16 protein-coding genes are annotated in these 16359 nt (G+C 60.5%); 9 read left to right on the top strand and 7 right to left on the bottom strand.

Annotation, left to right across the window (positions count from 1 at the left end; all coding sequences use genetic code 11):
• Positions 1-152 precede the first annotated feature (152 nt).
• The 3 genes from BTN45_RS02785 (at position 153) to BTN45_RS02775 (ending at position 5447) form a co-directional block, all read left to right on the top strand.
• Positions 153-2345 carry a transglycosylase domain-containing protein gene (locus BTN45_RS02785; protein WP_004440690.1) on the top strand — a complete coding sequence of 731 codons (2193 nt, stop codon included), beginning with the start codon at positions 153-155 and terminating at the stop codon, positions 2343-2345.
• A gap of 338 nt (positions 2346-2683) precedes the next feature.
• On the top strand, positions 2684-4126 hold the full coding sequence (locus BTN45_RS02780; RefSeq protein WP_207588832.1) for an alginate export family protein: 1443 nt from the start codon (positions 2684-2686) through the stop codon (positions 4124-4126).
• 25 nt (positions 4127-4151) lie between these two features.
• On the top strand, positions 4152-5447 hold the full coding sequence (locus BTN45_RS02775) for a serine hydrolase (protein ID WP_207589609.1): 1296 nt from the start codon (positions 4152-4154) through the stop codon (positions 5445-5447).
• Between the two features lie 225 nt (positions 5448-5672).
• Here the strand turns inward: BTN45_RS02775 and BTN45_RS02770 are convergent, their stop codons facing one another.
• Positions 5673-6572 (bottom strand): LysR family transcriptional regulator ArgP, encoded by a 900-nt coding sequence (locus BTN45_RS02770; RefSeq protein ID WP_112553488.1) that lies wholly within the window; start codon positions 6570-6572, stop codon positions 5673-5675.
• A 103-nt stretch (positions 6573-6675) separates the two neighbouring features.
• Here BTN45_RS02770 and BTN45_RS02765 point away from each other — a divergent pair, with 103 nt between their 5' ends.
• From BTN45_RS02765 to BTN45_RS02755, 3 genes are all read left to right on the top strand, one after another.
• Positions 6676-7284, top strand: coding sequence for a LysE/ArgO family amino acid transporter (locus BTN45_RS02765; RefSeq protein WP_207588830.1), 609 nt, complete (start codon positions 6676-6678; stop codon positions 7282-7284).
• 110 nt (positions 7285-7394) lie between these two features.
• A complete protein-coding gene (locus BTN45_RS02760) occupies positions 7395-7982 on the top strand; it encodes a DUF1214 domain-containing protein (protein ID WP_004440683.1) in 588 nt (195 codons plus the stop codon).
• Positions 7975-8523: a membrane protein gene (locus BTN45_RS02755; protein ID WP_004440682.1), complete on the top strand. Its 549-nt coding sequence runs from the start codon at positions 7975-7977 to the stop codon at positions 8521-8523. The genes BTN45_RS02760 and BTN45_RS02755 overlap by 8 nt, the downstream gene beginning before the upstream one ends.
• 20 nt (positions 8524-8543) lie before the next feature.
• Here the strand turns inward: BTN45_RS02755 and BTN45_RS02750 are convergent, their stop codons facing one another.
• Complete coding sequence (locus BTN45_RS02750) at positions 8544-8732, bottom strand: hypothetical protein (RefSeq protein WP_004440680.1); 189 nt, start codon at positions 8730-8732, stop codon at positions 8544-8546.
• A 553-nt stretch (positions 8733-9285) separates the two neighbouring features.
• On the opposite strand from BTN45_RS02750, the gene BTN45_RS02745 reads away from it, so the two are divergent.
• A complete protein-coding gene (locus BTN45_RS02745) occupies positions 9286-10221 on the top strand; it encodes a DUF2336 domain-containing protein (protein WP_246751681.1) in 936 nt (311 codons plus the stop codon).
• Positions 10222-10294: 73 nt separating this feature from the next.
• On the opposite strand, the gene BTN45_RS02740 is transcribed toward BTN45_RS02745, so the two are convergent.
• The 3 genes from BTN45_RS02740 to BTN45_RS02730 form a co-directional block, all read right to left on the bottom strand.
• Positions 10295-10651 carry a DUF1491 family protein gene (locus BTN45_RS02740; protein WP_207588829.1) on the bottom strand — a complete coding sequence of 119 codons (357 nt, stop codon included), beginning with the start codon at positions 10649-10651 and terminating at the stop codon, positions 10295-10297.
• 271 nt (positions 10652-10922) lie between these two features.
• Entirely contained in the window at positions 10923-11825 is a 903-nt protein-coding gene (locus BTN45_RS02735; protein ID WP_022555835.1) for a peptidoglycan-binding protein, read from the bottom strand.
• Positions 11797-13329 carry a HAMP domain-containing sensor histidine kinase gene (locus BTN45_RS02730; protein WP_006700070.1) on the bottom strand — a complete coding sequence of 511 codons (1533 nt, stop codon included), beginning with the start codon at positions 13327-13329 and terminating at the stop codon, positions 11797-11799. Before BTN45_RS02730 ends, BTN45_RS02735 begins: the two co-directional genes overlap by 29 nt.
• Positions 13330-13816: 487 nt before the next feature.
• Here BTN45_RS02730 and BTN45_RS02725 point away from each other — a divergent pair, with 487 nt between their 5' ends.
• Entirely contained in the window at positions 13817-14242 is a 426-nt protein-coding gene (locus BTN45_RS02725) for a DUF5330 domain-containing protein (RefSeq protein WP_004440675.1), read from the top strand.
• A gap of 179 nt (positions 14243-14421) precedes the next feature.
• Complete coding sequence (locus tag BTN45_RS02720) at positions 14422-14838, top strand: SufE family protein (protein ID WP_004440673.1); 417 nt, start codon at positions 14422-14424, stop codon at positions 14836-14838.
• 3 nt (positions 14839-14841) lie between these two features.
• On the opposite strand, the gene BTN45_RS02715 is transcribed toward BTN45_RS02720, so the two are convergent.
• Together BTN45_RS02715 and BTN45_RS02710 are read right to left on the bottom strand one after the other, a co-directional pair.
• On the bottom strand, positions 14842-15669 hold the full coding sequence (locus BTN45_RS02715) for a DUF6456 domain-containing protein (protein WP_207588828.1): 828 nt from the start codon (positions 15667-15669) through the stop codon (positions 14842-14844).
• Positions 15662-16084 carry a helix-turn-helix domain-containing protein gene (locus tag BTN45_RS02710; RefSeq protein ID WP_207588827.1) on the bottom strand — a complete coding sequence of 141 codons (423 nt, stop codon included), beginning with the start codon at positions 16082-16084 and terminating at the stop codon, positions 15662-15664. The genes BTN45_RS02715 and BTN45_RS02710 overlap by 8 nt, the downstream gene beginning before the upstream one ends.
• Between the last annotated feature and the right edge of the window lie 275 nt (positions 16085-16359).

The following is a 16359-nucleotide window of genomic DNA, read 5'->3' as shown; positions in this document are numbered from 1 at the left end:
AGCATATTGGCAGGCGGCGAAGGGGTCATTGGCCCGCGAAAGGCCGCCACGTCAAGCACTTCCGACATAACCATGCCACGGTTTTGCGTCGGGAATGGGTTGAAGCGCAGAATATCGACGGTCGCATTGCCTTAAACAGGAAATATCGCCAGGTGCAGGAAGAAAAAGACGATAAAAAAGGCCGCAAAAAACGGCATATCCTGCTCCGGATCGATAGCTTCATCGACTCCGGCCTGTGGACGGCTGCGGCAAGGCTGGTGGATTTCTGGGAAGATGTCACCATCGCCTCGCGCAAGCTGCATGTCCGCGGCTGGAAGAAGCTCCTCGTCAATCTCACTTGCGACGCGCTGACCTTTGGAACGGCGGGATCGGTCGTGCTTCTGGCGCTTGCCATGCCCGCTTTCGAGGAAACCAAGAAGGACTGGCGTTATCGCGGTGACTTCGCAGTCACCTTCCTCGACCGATACGGCAACACCATCGGTCATCGCGGCATCATCCATGAAGACAGCGTGCCGATCGACCAGATGCCTGATCATTTCATCAAGGCGGTGCTGGCGACCGAGGACCGGCGCTTTTTCGACCATTTCGGTATCGATTTCATCGGCCTTGCCCGCGCCATGAGCGAAAACGCCCGCGCCGGCGGCGTGGTGCAGGGCGGCTCGACGCTGACGCAGCAGCTCGCCAAGAACCTCTTCCTCACCAATGAACGCTCGCTGGAGCGCAAGATCAAGGAAGCGTTCCTCGCGCTGTGGCTCGAGACCAACATGTCGAAGAAGGAAATTTTGAGCCTTTATCTCGACCGCGCCTATATGGGCGGCGGCACCTTTGGTGCTGCTGCGGCCGCGCAGTTTTATTTCGGCAAGAACCTCACCGACGTGACGCTTTCGGAATCCGCCATTCTGGCCGGGCTTTTCAAGGCGCCGGCGAAATATGCACCGCATGTCAACCTTCCGGCGGCGCGTGCCCGCGCCAACACCGTGCTTTCCAACCTCGTGCAGAGCGGGCTGATGACCGAGGGGCAGGTGGTCGGCGCGCGCCGCAACCCCGCCACCGTCATCGACCGCGAAGACGTGAAGGCGCCGGATTATTTCCTCGACTGGGCTTTTGACGAAGTGCAGCGGCTGGCCGCCGCGGGCAAGTTCAAGGATCACACCGTCGTCGTCCGCACCACCATCGACACCGGCCTGCAACAGGCGGCCGAACAGGCGATGGAAATGGGCCTGCGCGAACTGGGCGAAGGGTATCGCGTCAAGCAGGGCGCGATGGTGATGATCGAAAATGGCGGTGGCGTGCGTGCCATGGTGGGCGGCCGCGACTATGGCGAAAGCCAGTTCAACCGCGCCACGGCGGCACTGCGCCAGCCGGGTTCCTCCTTCAAGGTCTATACCTATTCGGCCGCCATGGAAAAAGGCATGAAGCCGGAAACGCTGATTTCCGACGCGCCGGTAACCTGGCGCGGCTGGTCGCCGCAGAATTACGGCCGCTCCTATGCGGGTAAGGTGACGCTGCAGATGGCGCTCGCCAAGTCCTACAATACCGTGCCGGTCCGCCTCGCCAAGGACGTGCTCGGCACGCAGGTCATCGTCGATACCGCCAAGGCGATGGGTGTCGCCACGCCGCTGCGCAGCGACAAGACCATCCCGCTCGGCACATCGGAAGTGACGGTACTGGATCAGGCCACCGCCTATGCCGTTTTCCCGGCTGACGGCATGCAGTCGCGCCGCCACGGCATCGAGCAGGTGCTGGATTACGAGGGCAATGTTCTCTACGATTTCAGCCATGACGAGCCGCCCGCCAAACGCGTGCTGTCCGTAGACGCCAATTCGAAGATGAACCAGATGCTGGTGACCATTCCCGTGATGGGTACGGCGCGGCGCGGTGCGCTTGACAATGGCATCGTTTCCGGCGGCAAGACCGGCACTTCACAGGCCTATCGCGATGCCTGGTATGTGGGCTTTACCGGCAACTACACCACCGCCGTCTGGTTCGGTAACGACGATTTCACGCCGATGAACAACATGACCGGCGGTGCGCTGCCCGCCATGACCTTCAAGCGGCTGATGGACTATGCCCATCAGGGCATGGAGCTGCGCCCCATCCCCGGCATCCAGAACCCGCTGCCGACCGGCGCCCGACCGCAGCCTTCTGCGGAAGTGGCAGCCGCAGCCAGCAGCACACCCGCCCTGCCGGCCCTCACCCGTCCCCGCTCGCTCTCGGCCGAGGCGACCCGTGTAATCCGCTCCATCGGGCGGAAGATGAAGGAAGCCACGGCGCTGAATGTGACGACGCAGAAGGTGGCGGATGCCGCCATCCGCGATAACAAAGACGAAGCCGCGCGGCGTTAGGGTGTTTCGGGATACTTATAAGGTATCGTGAGACTCTAGAAGGAATAACAGGCGGAATCCTGCACGTTTAAACAATCTCTGGTTGCCTCCACGACCGAGATGATCGATCTGCCATCGAAAAAAATGAGGTGCGAAACCAATCCAGGCTTGTGCCTGCGAATAATATAATAGTATTTTACGGCAGCTCCTACGCAAATCGTCTTTATCCGAGCCTTTCAAGACGTAATATTCCGCAATATTGTTTTTACACTTCAAGATTGAATGGACCTAGCCAGTTAATTCATGTCTAAGTGGATGCGGTTATCTCTTGTGCGATAACAGCGCGCCCGGAGGACGGCATGAATGATGCGGCGGAAACGCGCGCGGCGGCGGTTGCTCTCCTCGCCGGACTGTGGTTTGCAGCGGATGCGGCACATGCGCAGGACCCCATGCTGCTGATCGACGAGCCGGGTTTTGAATTGCGCCTGTATTTTCAAGCCGGCATCAATGCCGTTGCCGAACAGAACCTGTTCTGGAACTTTGCCGATCGATTTGCGCCGGACGCCGGCTTCGACAGCGACACGCGCTGGCTTGAGGGCTATTTGATGCCCGGCATCGGTTTTACCGCCGACGCCGGCGACCGGCTTCAGGTCTATGGAAAAATCTCGGCCGTTGCCTCCGGCACGCTCGGCACCGACGCCTTCGATGCCGGTGGCACGGGCGCCGTGACACTCGAAGACGGCTATCTCGGCCTGCGCTCGAAGGCGGAGAGCGGCCCGTCCTTCGATATCTCCCTGGGGCCGCGTCCGTTCAAGACGGGAACGGGCATGCTGATTGCCAATGGCGGATCAAGCGGTTTTGAGCGTGGCGCGTTGAAACTAGGGCCGAGAAAGGCTTGGGAGCAGGCAGCGATCCTCCGGTTCGGCAAGGATGACCTGACGGCCACGGCCTTTTTCATCGACGCGAATGAATTATCCGACAAGGACAGCGGAACGAAGATCGTGGGAACGGATCTGCGGTATGAACCGCAAGAGGGTCGATATTTCGGCGTTACATTCGGCCATGTGCCGGAATCCGGCTCGCCTTACCCCCGGGCCGCGCTTGGCGGCCGCGGCGCGCCGGTCATCATGCCGGGTGCGCGCGAGGGCTTGAGCTTCATCAACGCCTATACCCGTACCAATCCGTTCGACGCGTCATTGCCGGGATTTTTCATCGGCGGCGATATCGCCTATCAATGGAATCCCGACATCGACCTTGCAGCCTGGGGCGGCCGCGCCCAGATCGGCTATGCTTTCGAAGATGTTTCATGGATGCCGACGATCGCCTACAGCTTTCAGACCTTCTCCGGCGACGATCCTTCAACCTCGCGTCTCGAACGCTTCGATCCGCTGTATTACGAGGGCAATCCGAGTGCATGGTCGACGGGCACGAAATCTTCCATGATGTTCCTGAATTCGAACGTCAATGCGCATCAGATCAGCCTGCAAGTAAGACCGACGCTGGCCGATACATGGACGCTGCGTTACGCGCATATCCGCGCCAACGAGTTGGATAGCCCTATCCAGTTTGGACAGGGCACGCGGCTCGACGACATCGACGGCACGCCCACCCCCGTTGCGGGCGTCGGCAACCGCCATCTCGCCGATGATCTCTATCTGCAATATTCGCGCATCATCAATGCCAATACCTATCTCACCGCCGGCGTCAGCATTTCATTCCCTGGCAAGGGCATGGATTCCCTGACGGCAGAGCATTCGCCAAACTGGCTTGGAGGTTTCGTCAATGTCATCGTCAATTTCTAGAACCCTGCCCGTCCTTCTTGCAGCCATGGTGCCTGTTCTGGCTTACCCCTATGCCGCTGCCAGTCAGCAAGCCGCGCCGCTTTCAGCGGAGCAGTCGGACCCGCTGAAGCTCGGCTGGATGCAGGGCTTTCCGCCGCCGGAAGACAAGATCATCCGCTTTTCGGACAGCGACTATTTCAACTTTCCGAAATTGCGCTGGACAGTGTGTCACTTCCGCCAGCTGATGCCGACGGTCAATGTCAGCCGTGGGCTCGGCGCGCCAGCGGCCCTTGAGCGCAAGCCCGACCCCGCCATCGAAGCCGTGACCTTCCGCCCGACCGGCGGTGAGCAGGACATGACCTGGCTGCAATCGCTTTCGGCCAACTATACCGATGGCATCGTCGTGCTGCACAAGGGAGTGCTTGTCTATGAGCGCTACTCCGGCTGCCTCAACGATACGGGGCAGCACGGGGCGATGTCGGTAACGAAATCGCTGACAGGGCTTCTGGGCGAGATGCTGGTTGCCGAAGGGACGCTGGACGAGAATGCCAAAGTCGCGACCGTCGTTCCAGAACTTGAAAAAAGCGCGTTCGGCGATGCGACGATCCGGCAGGTGCTGGATATGACGACCGGCCTGCGTTACAGCGAGGACTACGCCGATCCCAATGCCGACGTATGGATATATTCCGCCGCTGGCAATCCGCTTCCCAAGCCCGAGGGTTACGAAGGCCCTCGCAGCTATTTCGATTATCTGAAGACGGTGGTGAAGCAGGGAGAACACGGTTCCGCCTTCGGGTACAAGACGATCAACAGCGATGCGCTTGGCTGGATCATTGCCCGCGCCTCGGGAAAATCGGTGGCAAAGCTGCTTTCCGAGCGCATCTGGAGCCGGATGGGCGCCGAGCAGGACGCCTATTACACCGTCGATTCCACCGGCACGCCTTTTGCCGGCGGCGGGCTGAATGCCGGCCTGCGCGACATGGCGCGCATCGGCCAGCTTTTGCTCGACGGCGGGATGGCGGGCGGCGAGCGCCTGATCCCGCAAAAGGCAATCGACGCCATTCGCCACGGCGGCGACAAGGCGGCTTTTGCGAAGGGCGGATATCCGGCGTTGCAGGGCTGGAGCTATCGCGCCATGTGGTGGGTCACCCACAATGGCAAAGGCGCTTTCATGGCGCGTGGGGTGCACGGCCAGGCGATCTATGTCGATCCCGCCGCCGACATGGTCATCGCACGGTTCTCGTCGCATCCTGTTGCCAGCAACGCCGCCAACGATGCGACCTCCTTGCCAGCTTATGAGGCTGTGGCCCGTTATTTGATGGAAAGGGCGGGGAAGCAGTGAGGGCTGCGGATAGCCAAAATTCTGTCGGAGCTGGTGGCTCACCCCCCTCTGTCCTGCCGGACATCTCCCCCTCAAGGGGGGAGATCGATACGAGGCGACGTCTCGCATATCTCGACGCTTGCAAATGAAGTGGTGGTAGCGCCCCTTGCTGATCTCCCCCCTTGAGGGGGAGATGTCCGGCAGGACAGAGGGGGGTAAGCCGCAAGCTCCATGCTCCGCGATGCCTCACACCAACAACGTCGCTCTCGCTGTCCCCACCACCATATCTGTCAACCCCGCCAGCCTTTCCGCCGCAAGCCGGTTGACCTGCCAATAGAGCGGGATATCGAGCGGCGTGCCGGGAACGACCTCCATCAGCCGCCCTGCCTGCAAATGCTCCCCCACTAATTGAACCGGATTGAGCCCCCAGCCCATGCCGGCAAGGCTCGCCTTCACAAATCCATCGGTCGAAGGCAACCAGTGCGTCGGGTAGGCAATGTCTTCACCCAGCACCTCCCTTACCCAGCTCGCCTGTAGCCGGTCCTTCTGGTTGAAGGTCAAGCCCGGCGCGCAAGCGAGCGTTGCTGATGTTACCCCTTCGGCAAAATGGCGGGTCATGAAATCCGGGCTGGCGGTCGCGTGATATCTGAGTACACCGAGCGGCGTTACCCGGCACCCCTGCACCGGCTTGTCATGGGCGGTCACGGCGGCGAGCACCCTGCCCGCGCGCAGCCATTCCACCGTGTGATCCTGATCGTCGACGGCGATATTAACGAGATAATCGCTGCTACCGGTGAATTTCGACACCGCATCCAGAAACCATGTGCCCAGGCTGTCGGCATTGGTGGCGATGTTGAGCGTCACCCGCTCCTGCGCCGCTCCCGCTTCCGCCAAGGCCGGTAGCTGGCGGAACAATTCGCTTTCCAGCATGCCGACGTGATCCATGTGACGGCAGAGCCACTCACCCTTTTCCGTTGCAACGCAGGGGTTACCGCGCACGATCAACACCACGCCCAGCCGCTCCTCCAGTTGCTTGACACGCTGGGAAACGGCCGATGGCGTGACATGCAGTGCCTGCGCCGCCTTTTCAAAGCTGCCGGTCTGAACAACCAGCGCCGCAGCGCGCATTGCGGGATAGTCCAGCATTAGTAGTTCTTATCCTGACTGAGATCGTTTAATTTGATTAATCCGTCATGGAGAAATATCCAAGCCCTGCTTCATATTATTTCGACAAAGAGCGGTAGCGGGCGTGGACATCCAGATCTTCTTTACCGGCCTCACCATGGGCCTCAGTCTCATCGTCGCCATCGGCGCGCAGAATGCCTTTGTGCTGAAACAGGGGCTGGCGCGCTCGCATGTTTTTGCCGTCTGCGCCACCTGTGCGATATTGGATGCGCTGCTGATCACCGTCGGCGTGTTCGGTTTCCAGCGGATCAGCGCCATCATGCCGGCGCTTGATCCCATCATGCGTTATGCCGGCGCCGCCTTCCTCATCTGGTATGGTGCCAAAAGCCTGCACTCGGCTTTGCGTTCGTCGGAAGCGCTGTCAGTGGCCGAGCGACGGGAAGCGAGCCTGTGGCAGACGCTGGCCATCTGCCTGGCCCTCACCTTCCTCAATCCGCACGTCTATCTTGACACGGTCGTGCTGCTCGGCACGATTTCCACGCAGTTTCCCGGCTTTGAAAAGACCTTTGCCGCAGGGGCGGCCACCGGCTCGCTGCTGTTCTTCTTTTCGCTGGGCTACGGAGCGCGCTGGCTGCGACCGATCTTCGAAAAACCTTCCGCCTGGCGCATCCTCGAAGGCATCATCGCCATCACCATGTGGGCCATCGCCTTCAAGCTCGTCATGGGCGCATAGTCCAGGAATTTCGCGCTCCAGTCACTTTCACGAGGACTAAACAAGCCGCGCCATTTTCCAAACAGGGAATCAGTGATAGTCCTCGACCTGTTCATAAACGGGAAAACAGCGTGTTCCGAGTTCCATTCCTTGTCGGCATCGCCCTTCTGATCGCCTTTGGCGGCGGTATTGCCGCAACGCTCGCGGCGCTTGAAGCGACCTCCGGTTTCGGTTCGATCCGTATCGGTTCCTGGGACGCGTTTCCGGAAGCGCAGACGATCGAGGCCGATCCTTATGCCAAGTCGCACCGCGCTGACGCCGGCAAGCTGCTTTACGGAACGGCGGAGGGGCTGGCCTTCACCGCGTCCGTCGACAGCGAGGGCCAGCGCCTGAGCGGCGAATGCCGCTACCGGCTGGCCGGGGCTGTGCCACCAGCACGTTTCTGGACGCTTTACACCGCCGATCAACAGGGCAATGTGCTGGCTGAGGATGCCGGACGGCCATTCGCGCTCAATTCCCGCACGCTTCTGCGCAGCGCCGATGGCGGCATAGACATCACCATTGCTCCGGATGCCCAGACCTATAACTGGCTCGCGGTGCCTCAGGGACAGACCTTCAAGCTCGTCCTGACCCTGCTCGACACGCCTGTGGCCGGCAGTTCCGGCCTGATCGACATTTCCATGCCGCAGATCCGCAAGCTGGGGTGTGGCAATGCTTAGGGTCCTGCTCGCCATCGTCACCGGTCTCGTCGGCGCGGCCGTGCTGCATGTCATCATTCTCCTGGCGATACCGCACTTCAGCAATCGCGACGCCTATACGCGGGCAGTGGCGGAAGGAAAACCGCACCTGTTCCATCTGCTTGAAGAAACGACGGAAAAAAAGACGCTGGGCAGCGGCGATCCCTTCATGCGGGTGGCCGTATGCACCTTCAATATTGAGGAACAGCCGATCCGGCTGACCGCCATCGGGGCCGTGCCCTTCTGGTCCGTGGCGGTTTACGACAAGGCCTCGAACGAGGTGTTCAGCATGAATGACCGCACATCCGCCGCCGGCGTCATGGATATTCTGGTGGCAGATGCGGTGCAGATCGCCGCCATTCGCAAGGCGCAACCGCCCGCGCTTTCACAGGCAATTCTGGCGGAATCGGATCAGACGGAAGGATATGTGGTTTTGAGGACCCTCGTACCGCAGCCGAGTTTCGGCGAAGAGGCGGAACGGTTCCTGAACGAGGCAAAGTGCCAGCCGACGCCGTGGAAATAACGGCGGCTTATTTTTATTAATCAGGATTTCAAGGCGGTTTCCGGTGCGGATTTGCCCTTGCGCGCAACCTTGCCTGCCGGCTCGCTGTCGCGTTTCTCATAACGAACGCCGGTGAACAGAACCACTTTCGCGGGGCCGATCATCGTGCTGACCACGCCTGCGGGACGCAGGCTTCGTCGGGCGTCAACAAGTGGAATAATGTCTGCCATGCTCTTCTCCTCTTCGGGAGTCAATGTTGCCCATGGGAACCGCGCAAGCCTCGTCTTGCGTCGGGAATTTCATCACCATCACATTGCGCATAATCCAGCCCACAGGCTGGTTTTCGCATATCCCTGAAAACCATCGCGGGTTTTAACGCTGGGCTATGCGGACATTTAGGCATCAGACGCCGGTTCGGCTCTTATTCCGGATTTCAGAATAACACGGAATCCTAATACTGCCCATGAAATTACAAACAGACAGAGGTTAATGATCCGTTAACCCTAATGACCGGGTGGCGTTTTCTCCTTTGCCGAGCCACACCCGTTGAAAACAAAGGCGAGGCCGCAAAGTTCCGCGGCATTTTCCCCACCACACGATTTTAAAATTTGCCTGTTGATATTGGCGGTTTCTCTCTTGGCGGCACCCATAGTTAACAGGACGTCAACGGATTTGCTCTAAATTGAACCGATATTGTGTTTGCGTTTGTTGGGTAGTGCGTTGACCGACCGGTTTCGAGAACTTGAGAGGCCAAGAGCCGTGAGGAAGAAAGATGTGGTGCTGATGGCCACCGTGACGAATTTCGAGAATGTTCCCCTTCCGTCAAAAACGGATCTCCGGCAATTCGCCGAACTTTTCATGCCGCTTTTTAATGCCTCCACCGATGAAGCCAAGCGGGAGGCAATTGCCGCCCTTTCGCAGCACCCGAACGTGCCTTCCGCGGTTGCCTTCTTCATTGCCTGCCAGCCGATTTCGCTTGCGGCTCCTTTCCTCATTGCCTCGAAGTGCCTCGACGACGACACGCTCATCACCATTGCCCGCACGCAAGGGGCCGCCCACGCACGCGCCATCGTCCGGCGGGAGGACCTCTCCCCCACCGTCATCGACGCGCTCGTGGGCCTGCGGCACATCGAAGACCTCAAGCGACCGCAAGAGGAAACGCCTGCCACTGAGCCGCCGGCAGCGGTGAGCATCGAAGCGCCGAAGGCGGAAGTGAAGACGGACAACATCGCCGCGGCTTCCGCGCTCGAAGAGGAAATGCGCCAGCGGATCAAGCAGATGGCGCGCCATCTCAACCGCCCGGAAAGCGATGTCCTCGGCCTTCGCCGCCTCAGCGAGGTACAGGACGCGCTGCTGGTACGTTTTGCCCGCGAACGCAATGCGCGGCAGTTCGCGGTGGCGCTGGCAGATTCCCTCTCCTCCAGCTACTGGCTGTCGGAGCGCATCATGCTCGATATATCGGGCGCGCAGCTTGCCACCACGCTGACCGGCCTTGGCATGGAATTTTCCGAGGCCGCCTTCGTCTTGCAGTGCTTCTATCCGCATCTTTCCGCCGCGGAAGGCGATATGAGCCGGGCGGAAGCCCTGCTTGACCGTCTCAACACCGTGGAATGCGAAGAGCGGCTGGAACGCTGGCGGCGCGCCGACAGCTACACCCATGGCCGCGAGCGGCCGAGCCGTAGCGCACCGGCTGCGCAGAGAACCGGGACGCAGGGTTAAGCGGGCTGGCCTTGCATCTTCAGTAGTGCGAGGTCATTCGCGGATGGAGAACCGGATTCCACTTTCCCTGGTTCTAGGCTTTGGGCTGATCCACCAGCGTCAGCAACGTTCCGATGTCATCGGTTTCGATCTCCACGACCCACAGGTCGCTGTCGAACCGCCGTTCCCTTTCCAGCAGGGCAGCACTTTCCTCGCCCTCGACACCGGCCAGACGCGTTTCGAAACGGCGCTCGGCGCGGATGATGTCCTCGTCCTCAGCGAGACTTTGCGGGGCGGGTCCATAGAGGTTCTCGCGGCCGTCACGCAGCCGCTGGCGAACGAAGATAGCGCCCGCCTCCTCCGCACCCTTCTTTTCGACAGCGGCAAATCCACCGGCAGCGAAGACGCGGCGGATGAGGGCTGAGACGAACATTTCGGATTTGAGGCGCATGGGTTTGCTTTCGATTTTTGCGCTGCCTAGGTGGGTGGGGTTTCGATGTTGATTTTTAAGCTGACGAAGGTGTGCGTGGCTTTACCCCCCTCTGCCCTGCCGGGCATCTCCCCCTCAAGGGGGGAGATCGGCAAGCGGATAAGTCTCGCCCATCTCAACACTTGCGAATGAAGTGGTGGTAGCGCCTCCTGCCGATCTCCCCCCTTGAGGGGGAGATGCCCGGCAGGGCAGAGGGGGGTAGAGCCACACACGCCCCACGCCGCCGTCAAACCTAAAGCGCCCCGATCGACTTCAACTTCTTCAGCACGGCCTCACTCGGCTCGCCGGTTTCCGGCAGACGGTAGTGTTTTTCGAACGCCCTGATGGCATTGCGGGTCTGCTGGCCAGCCACGCCGTCCACCTTCACGTCGGCATAGGCGATATTGATCAGCCCCTGCTGGATCTTGGCGATGAGATCGCGGCTTGCGGGTTTCGCGGCGCTGTTGAGGGAGACCGGTTCGGCCTTGGGATGCGGCGCTTCCGCCTTGCGAATGGCGGCGGCAACGGGGTCGATTTCGACACCACCGCTGCTATCGGCAGGCCGGTCCTTCGGGATCGCGGCAACCGTTGCGCCATCGATCCTGAGCGCCGCCAGCACCCGGCTTGTCGGCTCGCCGGTCTGTTCCATGCCGAGCGTTTCTTCAAAGAACATAATGGCGGCGGCCGTCTTCGGTCCCATGCGACCGTCCGCCTCGCCCTCATAAAGCCCGCGCTTCTTCAGTTCGCCCTGAATGTCGGCGACGATCTGCTGCGGTTTCTGGCTTTCGGCGACGGGTTGCGCCGGCGTTTCGGCCGCAGGCTGCTGTTGTGCCGTTTCCGTTTCTGCCGGGCGCTCTATGCGGAATGTGGTGACGTTGCCATGGGTGCCGAGTGGTTCGGCCGGGCGGTAACCGGCGATGCCGTTCGGGTTTTCCGCATCGCGCGTGCGCAGGAAGGGCGACGGGTGCACACCAGGCTGGTACCAGAGAGCATTGGCGGCGACAAAACCGAAGACGACCGCGAAGGCACCGCAGCCGCCCACCAGTTTCGGATGGCGCAGGATTTCGCGCCCGATGGCCGAAACCACCAAGGAAACAATCCCGGCGCCAATCTGGGCCGTTGTTTTCTTAGGCGATTTTCGCTTTCGCGGGGCCATCGTCACCGTCCTTTCTCATTTTCGCGGCCATGTCGCCAAGCTGCCGTATGCGCGGTGGGAACTCCACCATGCTTTCGGCGTCAGCGCTTTCGCCGCCACCCGCCATGCCGGAACCATCGGCAGGCAAAGTGATCGTTACGACCGTCCCCTCGCCGGGCTTGCTGGCGATGGCGAATGTGCCGCCATGCAGAGCCACGAGCCCCTTGACCAGGGACAATCCCAGACCCGTGCCTTCATAGCGACGGGTATATTCATTCTGTACCTGCATGAAGGGCTGGCCCAGCAGTTCAATCTTGTCAGACGCGATGCCGATGCCGGTGTCGCTCACCGTCAATTTCAGCATTGCGCCTTCGCGCGCAGCGTCGATCGATACCACACCACCGGCATCGGTGAATTTTATGGCATTGCCGGCGAGGTTAATGAGAACCTGACGGATGGCGCGCTGATCGGCCGAGATTTCACCGATGCCGCGCTGGATGCGGCTGGTCAGGGTCAGGCCCTTTTCTTTCGCCTGAAGGCCGAGCATCGCTTCGCAGGACGAGATGGTTTCCGCAATCGGGAAGCTTTCCATCATCAGCTCGTAACGGCCGGCCTCCAGCTTGCTCATGTCGAGCATGGTGTTGACGACGGACAGAAGATGGGCGCCAGACTGGCGGATGAGGCCGACATATTCCCGCTGACGGTCGTTCTCCAGCCGTCCGAAATACTCGCCGGCGAGAATATCGGAGAAACCGAGGACGGCATTGAGCGGCGTGCGCAGTTCATGGCTGACGGCAGCGAGGAAACGCGACTTGGCGTCATTGGCGGATTCCGCCTCGGCTGCCTTGCGGGCGACATCGCGGCGCAGACGCTCCATCTCGGTAATATCGGTGAGCTGGGCGACGATGCGGCGCAGGCGACCTGTCGCGCCGCGAATGGCGGTCATCTCGATACGGGCGTGCATGAATTGCGCCTGGCGCGATTTCGCACCGGTCTCGAAGCGGAGTTCGGCGGTTGCCCTGTCCTCACCCTGCCGCAGGACGTCGAAAGCCTGCATCAGTTCGATACGATCGGAGACATAGACATATTCAACGAGGATATGTCCTTTGCTGGCTTGAAGGTCGGCCGGGAATGCCGCGCAATCGCGACCGGACACGTGTTCGACGAAGCCGGTTTCACCGATCACCAGCACCAGGCCCGGCACCTGCGATGCCGCGATCAGATCGTCGTTCACCGAGGAAACCGAATGAGCGGATGCGCCGTGCGCAGAATGAGAGAAGGCGATCAGCAGGGCGGCGGCGGCCAGAAACAGCGCCAGCACCAGGGCCGCACCGATGGGTAGCGCGATGGCGGGGCTGACGACGAGGCTGAAAATGGCTGGTACAACCACAAGGCCGACGGCGCTGAAGGCAATCAGCCAGCGCAGGCGCGCAACGGTCCCGGCGCGCCTTTCGGCGTCCTCTTCCATGCGCGCAAGCCATCTGCCCGCTGCATGGTCGACCAGTGCGACCGCTTTTTCTCTCATATTACGCAATACCAAACCCGAATCCTGAAGGCGGTTCCAACGGCTCCGACAATAGAAGGCGGCGGCTTAAGGAATGGATAAAAAGAATGGGCTGAAAAGCCCGTCAAATGCGTGACAGTCCCATTACGGGGCATTTCCAGGAAGCTTTGCCAATCATGGTTAATGACGGGTAAGCGACGGATTTCGCTTCATTTTTGCCATCGCGTTAACTTTTGCGGCAGAGCTTTTCGCCGCTTTCGCCCGGAACGCGCGGCCTCTGTCGCAATTATGCTTAACATGGACCGTTAAAATGCGAGTGAATTGATGGCCGCCGTCCCGATCCGAGGAGAATAGATACAATTTGAATTAAATTGCGCCGCTTTTTGCAATCGGCTGTTCGCCGGTCGTCTGTAGGTTGTTCACAAGCCCGAAAAACGGGACAAAGGCCGATGACCCGAAACCGGGCGGGGCTTTCGAAAACAAAGATCATCTGGCAGGGTGTCTGACAATGTGGTTTCTGATCAAAGGAACATTCTGGTTTTCGCTGGTACTGGTGGCGCTGTCCTATTTCGGCAGCAGCAACGATCCGGCCAAGGAACCTTCGGCCTTCGATATTCCCAGCGCCGTTTCGGCTGCCGGCGAGGCCTATCGTTATGTCAGCGCCATCTGCATCGAAAAGCCCGATGTCTGCATCAAGGGCGCCGAAACCTTCCATGCGCTGGGCGAAAGGGCAAAGGAAGGGGCAAAGGTTGCCTATGAACTGCTGGACAAGCAGCTTGCCTCCGGGGACAAGCCCGCCGATGTTGCCGACGTTGCGGCAGAAGCCGAAAAGCTTGCAGCGGCACCCGTTGTCAGCGTCGAGTTTCCCGCAGATGCCGACATGCTGAAGACCGGCACCGTCATTCCCCTGCCGCAGAAGCGCCCTGCTCCCTGATCCTGCCGGCCACCGCGCCCGCCTTTATTGCGGAAGGAGATTTCCTTCCGCCACTGCCTGCCAAACTTGCCCACGGAACCTGTTTTCCGTGGGCTTTTTCGTGGGCTATGGTTCAAAACCGACCGCACTTCACCTATATCGTGACGAAGACCTGCAATAACGGATGATACGGCGCACAAATGGCCTCTCTCGAAACGATCCTTGACGACTTCGCTTTCCTCGATGACTGGGAGGATCGCTATCGTTATGTCATCGAACTCGGCAAGGCGCTGCCCGATCTGCCGGAAGACAAGCGCACGGCTGAAAACAAGGTTCAGGGGTGCGCCAGCCAGGTCTGGCTCGTCAGCCATAGCGACGGCGCCGAAGACCCTCTCCTGACCTTCGAGGGCGATTCGGATGCGCATATCGTGCGCGGCCTCGTCGCCATCGTGCTTGCGGTCTATTCCGGCAAAAGGGCCTCCGAAATCGCCGGTCTCGACGCGATCGAGGTATTCGACAAAATAGGGCTCGTGGAACATCTGTCGTCGCAGCGCGCCAACGGCCTGCGCTCGATGATCAAGCGTATCCGCGAGGAAGCCCGGCTGCTTACCGCCTGAGATTTATCGCGTCATCGATGGGCGATAATCAGCATCGCCCCAATGGTGTTCTTTCCTGCCTGCACGGGTTGCAGGCGGCGCGTAGTGGCGCGCCAGCGCCAGCAATGCGGCACGCAGCAGCAATTTTGCCGAACGCGCCGGCCATTGCCTCTCGCGTTCCACCGTCTCCAATCCCTTTTCGAAACAGCAGATATCGATAGCCACGCCGGATAATTCAGGCCCCATCGCCTCGGCTGCGCGGGAAAACCGTGTTCTTGCGGCCATTGCTGCCTCGGTGAGTTCGAGCGCGCCTCCCCCTTCACCCTTTGTGCGGCTCGCCGTTCTGGGTTCCCATGTTGCCGTCACCCTGGGATTGAGGTGGCCGCGATGAAAATCGGCGGCCAGTCGCTCCCCAGCCTCCAGCGCATCCGGTGGAAAGAATGCCGCGCCGTCGCGCTCCTTCAGCCTTGAAAGGCTGATCAGCTGCGAGGTGTTGAGGTTACGCCTGGCCGACTGCTTCGCATCGCCGATATCCACGACAACCGTCTGCATATCGCGATGCTGCTCCTGAAAAATCTCGTCGCGGTCTTTTGCCATTGCGCGTTTCAGGTAGGAGGCGAGCGGCGGCGCCGCATGAAGGGTGTTTTCCCGCTGCTCGACCAGCCCGGACGAAACGGCAAGCCGCACCGTCGCGGCCGGAAGTCGTAGCGCGGGATGCCCTGCCCGCCTCCGGCGCAGCACAATGTCGCCCCCCTCCGGGGACATCTCGGCTGCGCCGGCGGCGATGCACCGCAGCAGCCGCAATAGATGAGGATCGGAGGAGGCAGCCGGCATAGGTTTCGTCTCAGTCATCCCGGCCCGCTGTCATCACGTTGACGATACTGCCGGTAAGCCGCTCGAGCGTGGCGACAAACTCGTCAAATGCCGGTTCGTCCCGTCGGTCCTCGACCACCTGGCAGGCATGGCCGACCGTCGTCCTGTCCCGGCCGAAGCAGGGTCCGATATCCGACATGGGAATGCCGAGCTGCACATGGCACACATACATGGCGATCTGGCGGACGTGGCACTCCATGCGCCTGATGTCGCGGCGCACCGGCGTTCGCTCACCCGTCAATCGCACCATCTCCCCGGTGAGTTGCCGCACCAGACGGCAAAGACGGGAAATGTCATCCCGCCCGCCCGCAGACGGCCACGAACGAATGGGACGATCACGCACCCGCAGGCAAGGCCGCGCGGCAGCAGACAGAAACACGGTATCCGACGGCATATGCAACTCCTCTACGAATAGGAATTAATTCATACACCTGAGGAGAAGCCAGGGGAAGCGCAAATTTTGCGATGGAGTTCAGGCCATTGACATGCCTTGATTTTCTCGAAAGTGATGGACGTAATTGAGGATTTTTTTCCTCATCCGATATTGCGCGAGACGATAAAAAGCCGATCTCCACGCTGGCTGGCCGGTGATGATTTTCCCTGGAGACTGGATGATGGCTAGCAGCGGCGCCCGCAGGCTTTCGCCGCGTAGCATCCGGCGTGCAGCGC

Origin of the sequence: Rhizobium sp. ZX09, from assembly GCF_017357485.1 — a bacterium.
Lineage (GTDB): Bacteria > Pseudomonadota > Alphaproteobacteria > Rhizobiales > Rhizobiaceae > Agrobacterium > Agrobacterium pusense.
Note: the sequence above shows the minus strand (reverse complement) of the source record. Positions and strands in the feature narration are given on the sequence as shown.

Coding starts and splice junctions, on each gene's coding strand:
- BTN45_RS02780 (WP_207588832.1), top strand. CDS start 2,684: ATGAATGATGCGGCGGAAACGCGCGCGGCGGCGGTTGCTCTCCTCGCC.
- BTN45_RS02750 (WP_004440680.1), bottom strand. CDS start 8,732: ATGGCAGACATTATTCCACTTGTTGACGCCCGACGAAGCCTGCGTCCC.
- BTN45_RS02740 (WP_207588829.1), bottom strand. CDS start 10,651: ATGCGCCTCAAATCCGAAATGTTCGTCTCAGCCCTCATCCGCCGCGTC.
- BTN45_RS02770 (WP_112553488.1), bottom strand. CDS start 6,572: ATGCTGGACTATCCCGCAATGCGCGCTGCGGCGCTGGTTGTTCAGACC.
- BTN45_RS02720 (WP_004440673.1), top strand. CDS start 14,422: ATGGCCTCTCTCGAAACGATCCTTGACGACTTCGCTTTCCTCGATGAC.
- BTN45_RS02715 (WP_207588828.1), bottom strand. CDS start 15,669: ATGACTGAGACGAAACCTATGCCGGCTGCCTCCTCCGATCCTCATCTA.
- BTN45_RS02730 (WP_006700070.1), bottom strand. CDS start 13,329: ATGAGAGAAAAAGCGGTCGCACTGGTCGACCATGCAGCGGGCAGATGG.
- BTN45_RS02745 (WP_246751681.1), top strand. CDS start 9,286: ATGGCCACCGTGACGAATTTCGAGAATGTTCCCCTTCCGTCAAAAACG.
- BTN45_RS02755 (WP_004440682.1), top strand. CDS start 7,975: ATGCTTAGGGTCCTGCTCGCCATCGTCACCGGTCTCGTCGGCGCGGCC.
- BTN45_RS02725 (WP_004440675.1), top strand. CDS start 13,817: ATGTGGTTTCTGATCAAAGGAACATTCTGGTTTTCGCTGGTACTGGTG.
- BTN45_RS02710 (WP_207588827.1), bottom strand. CDS start 16,084: ATGCCGTCGGATACCGTGTTTCTGTCTGCTGCCGCGCGGCCTTGCCTG.
- BTN45_RS02775 (WP_207589609.1), top strand. CDS start 4,152: ATGGTGCCTGTTCTGGCTTACCCCTATGCCGCTGCCAGTCAGCAAGCC.
- BTN45_RS02735 (WP_022555835.1), bottom strand. CDS start 11,825: ATGGCCCCGCGAAAGCGAAAATCGCCTAAGAAAACAACGGCCCAGATT.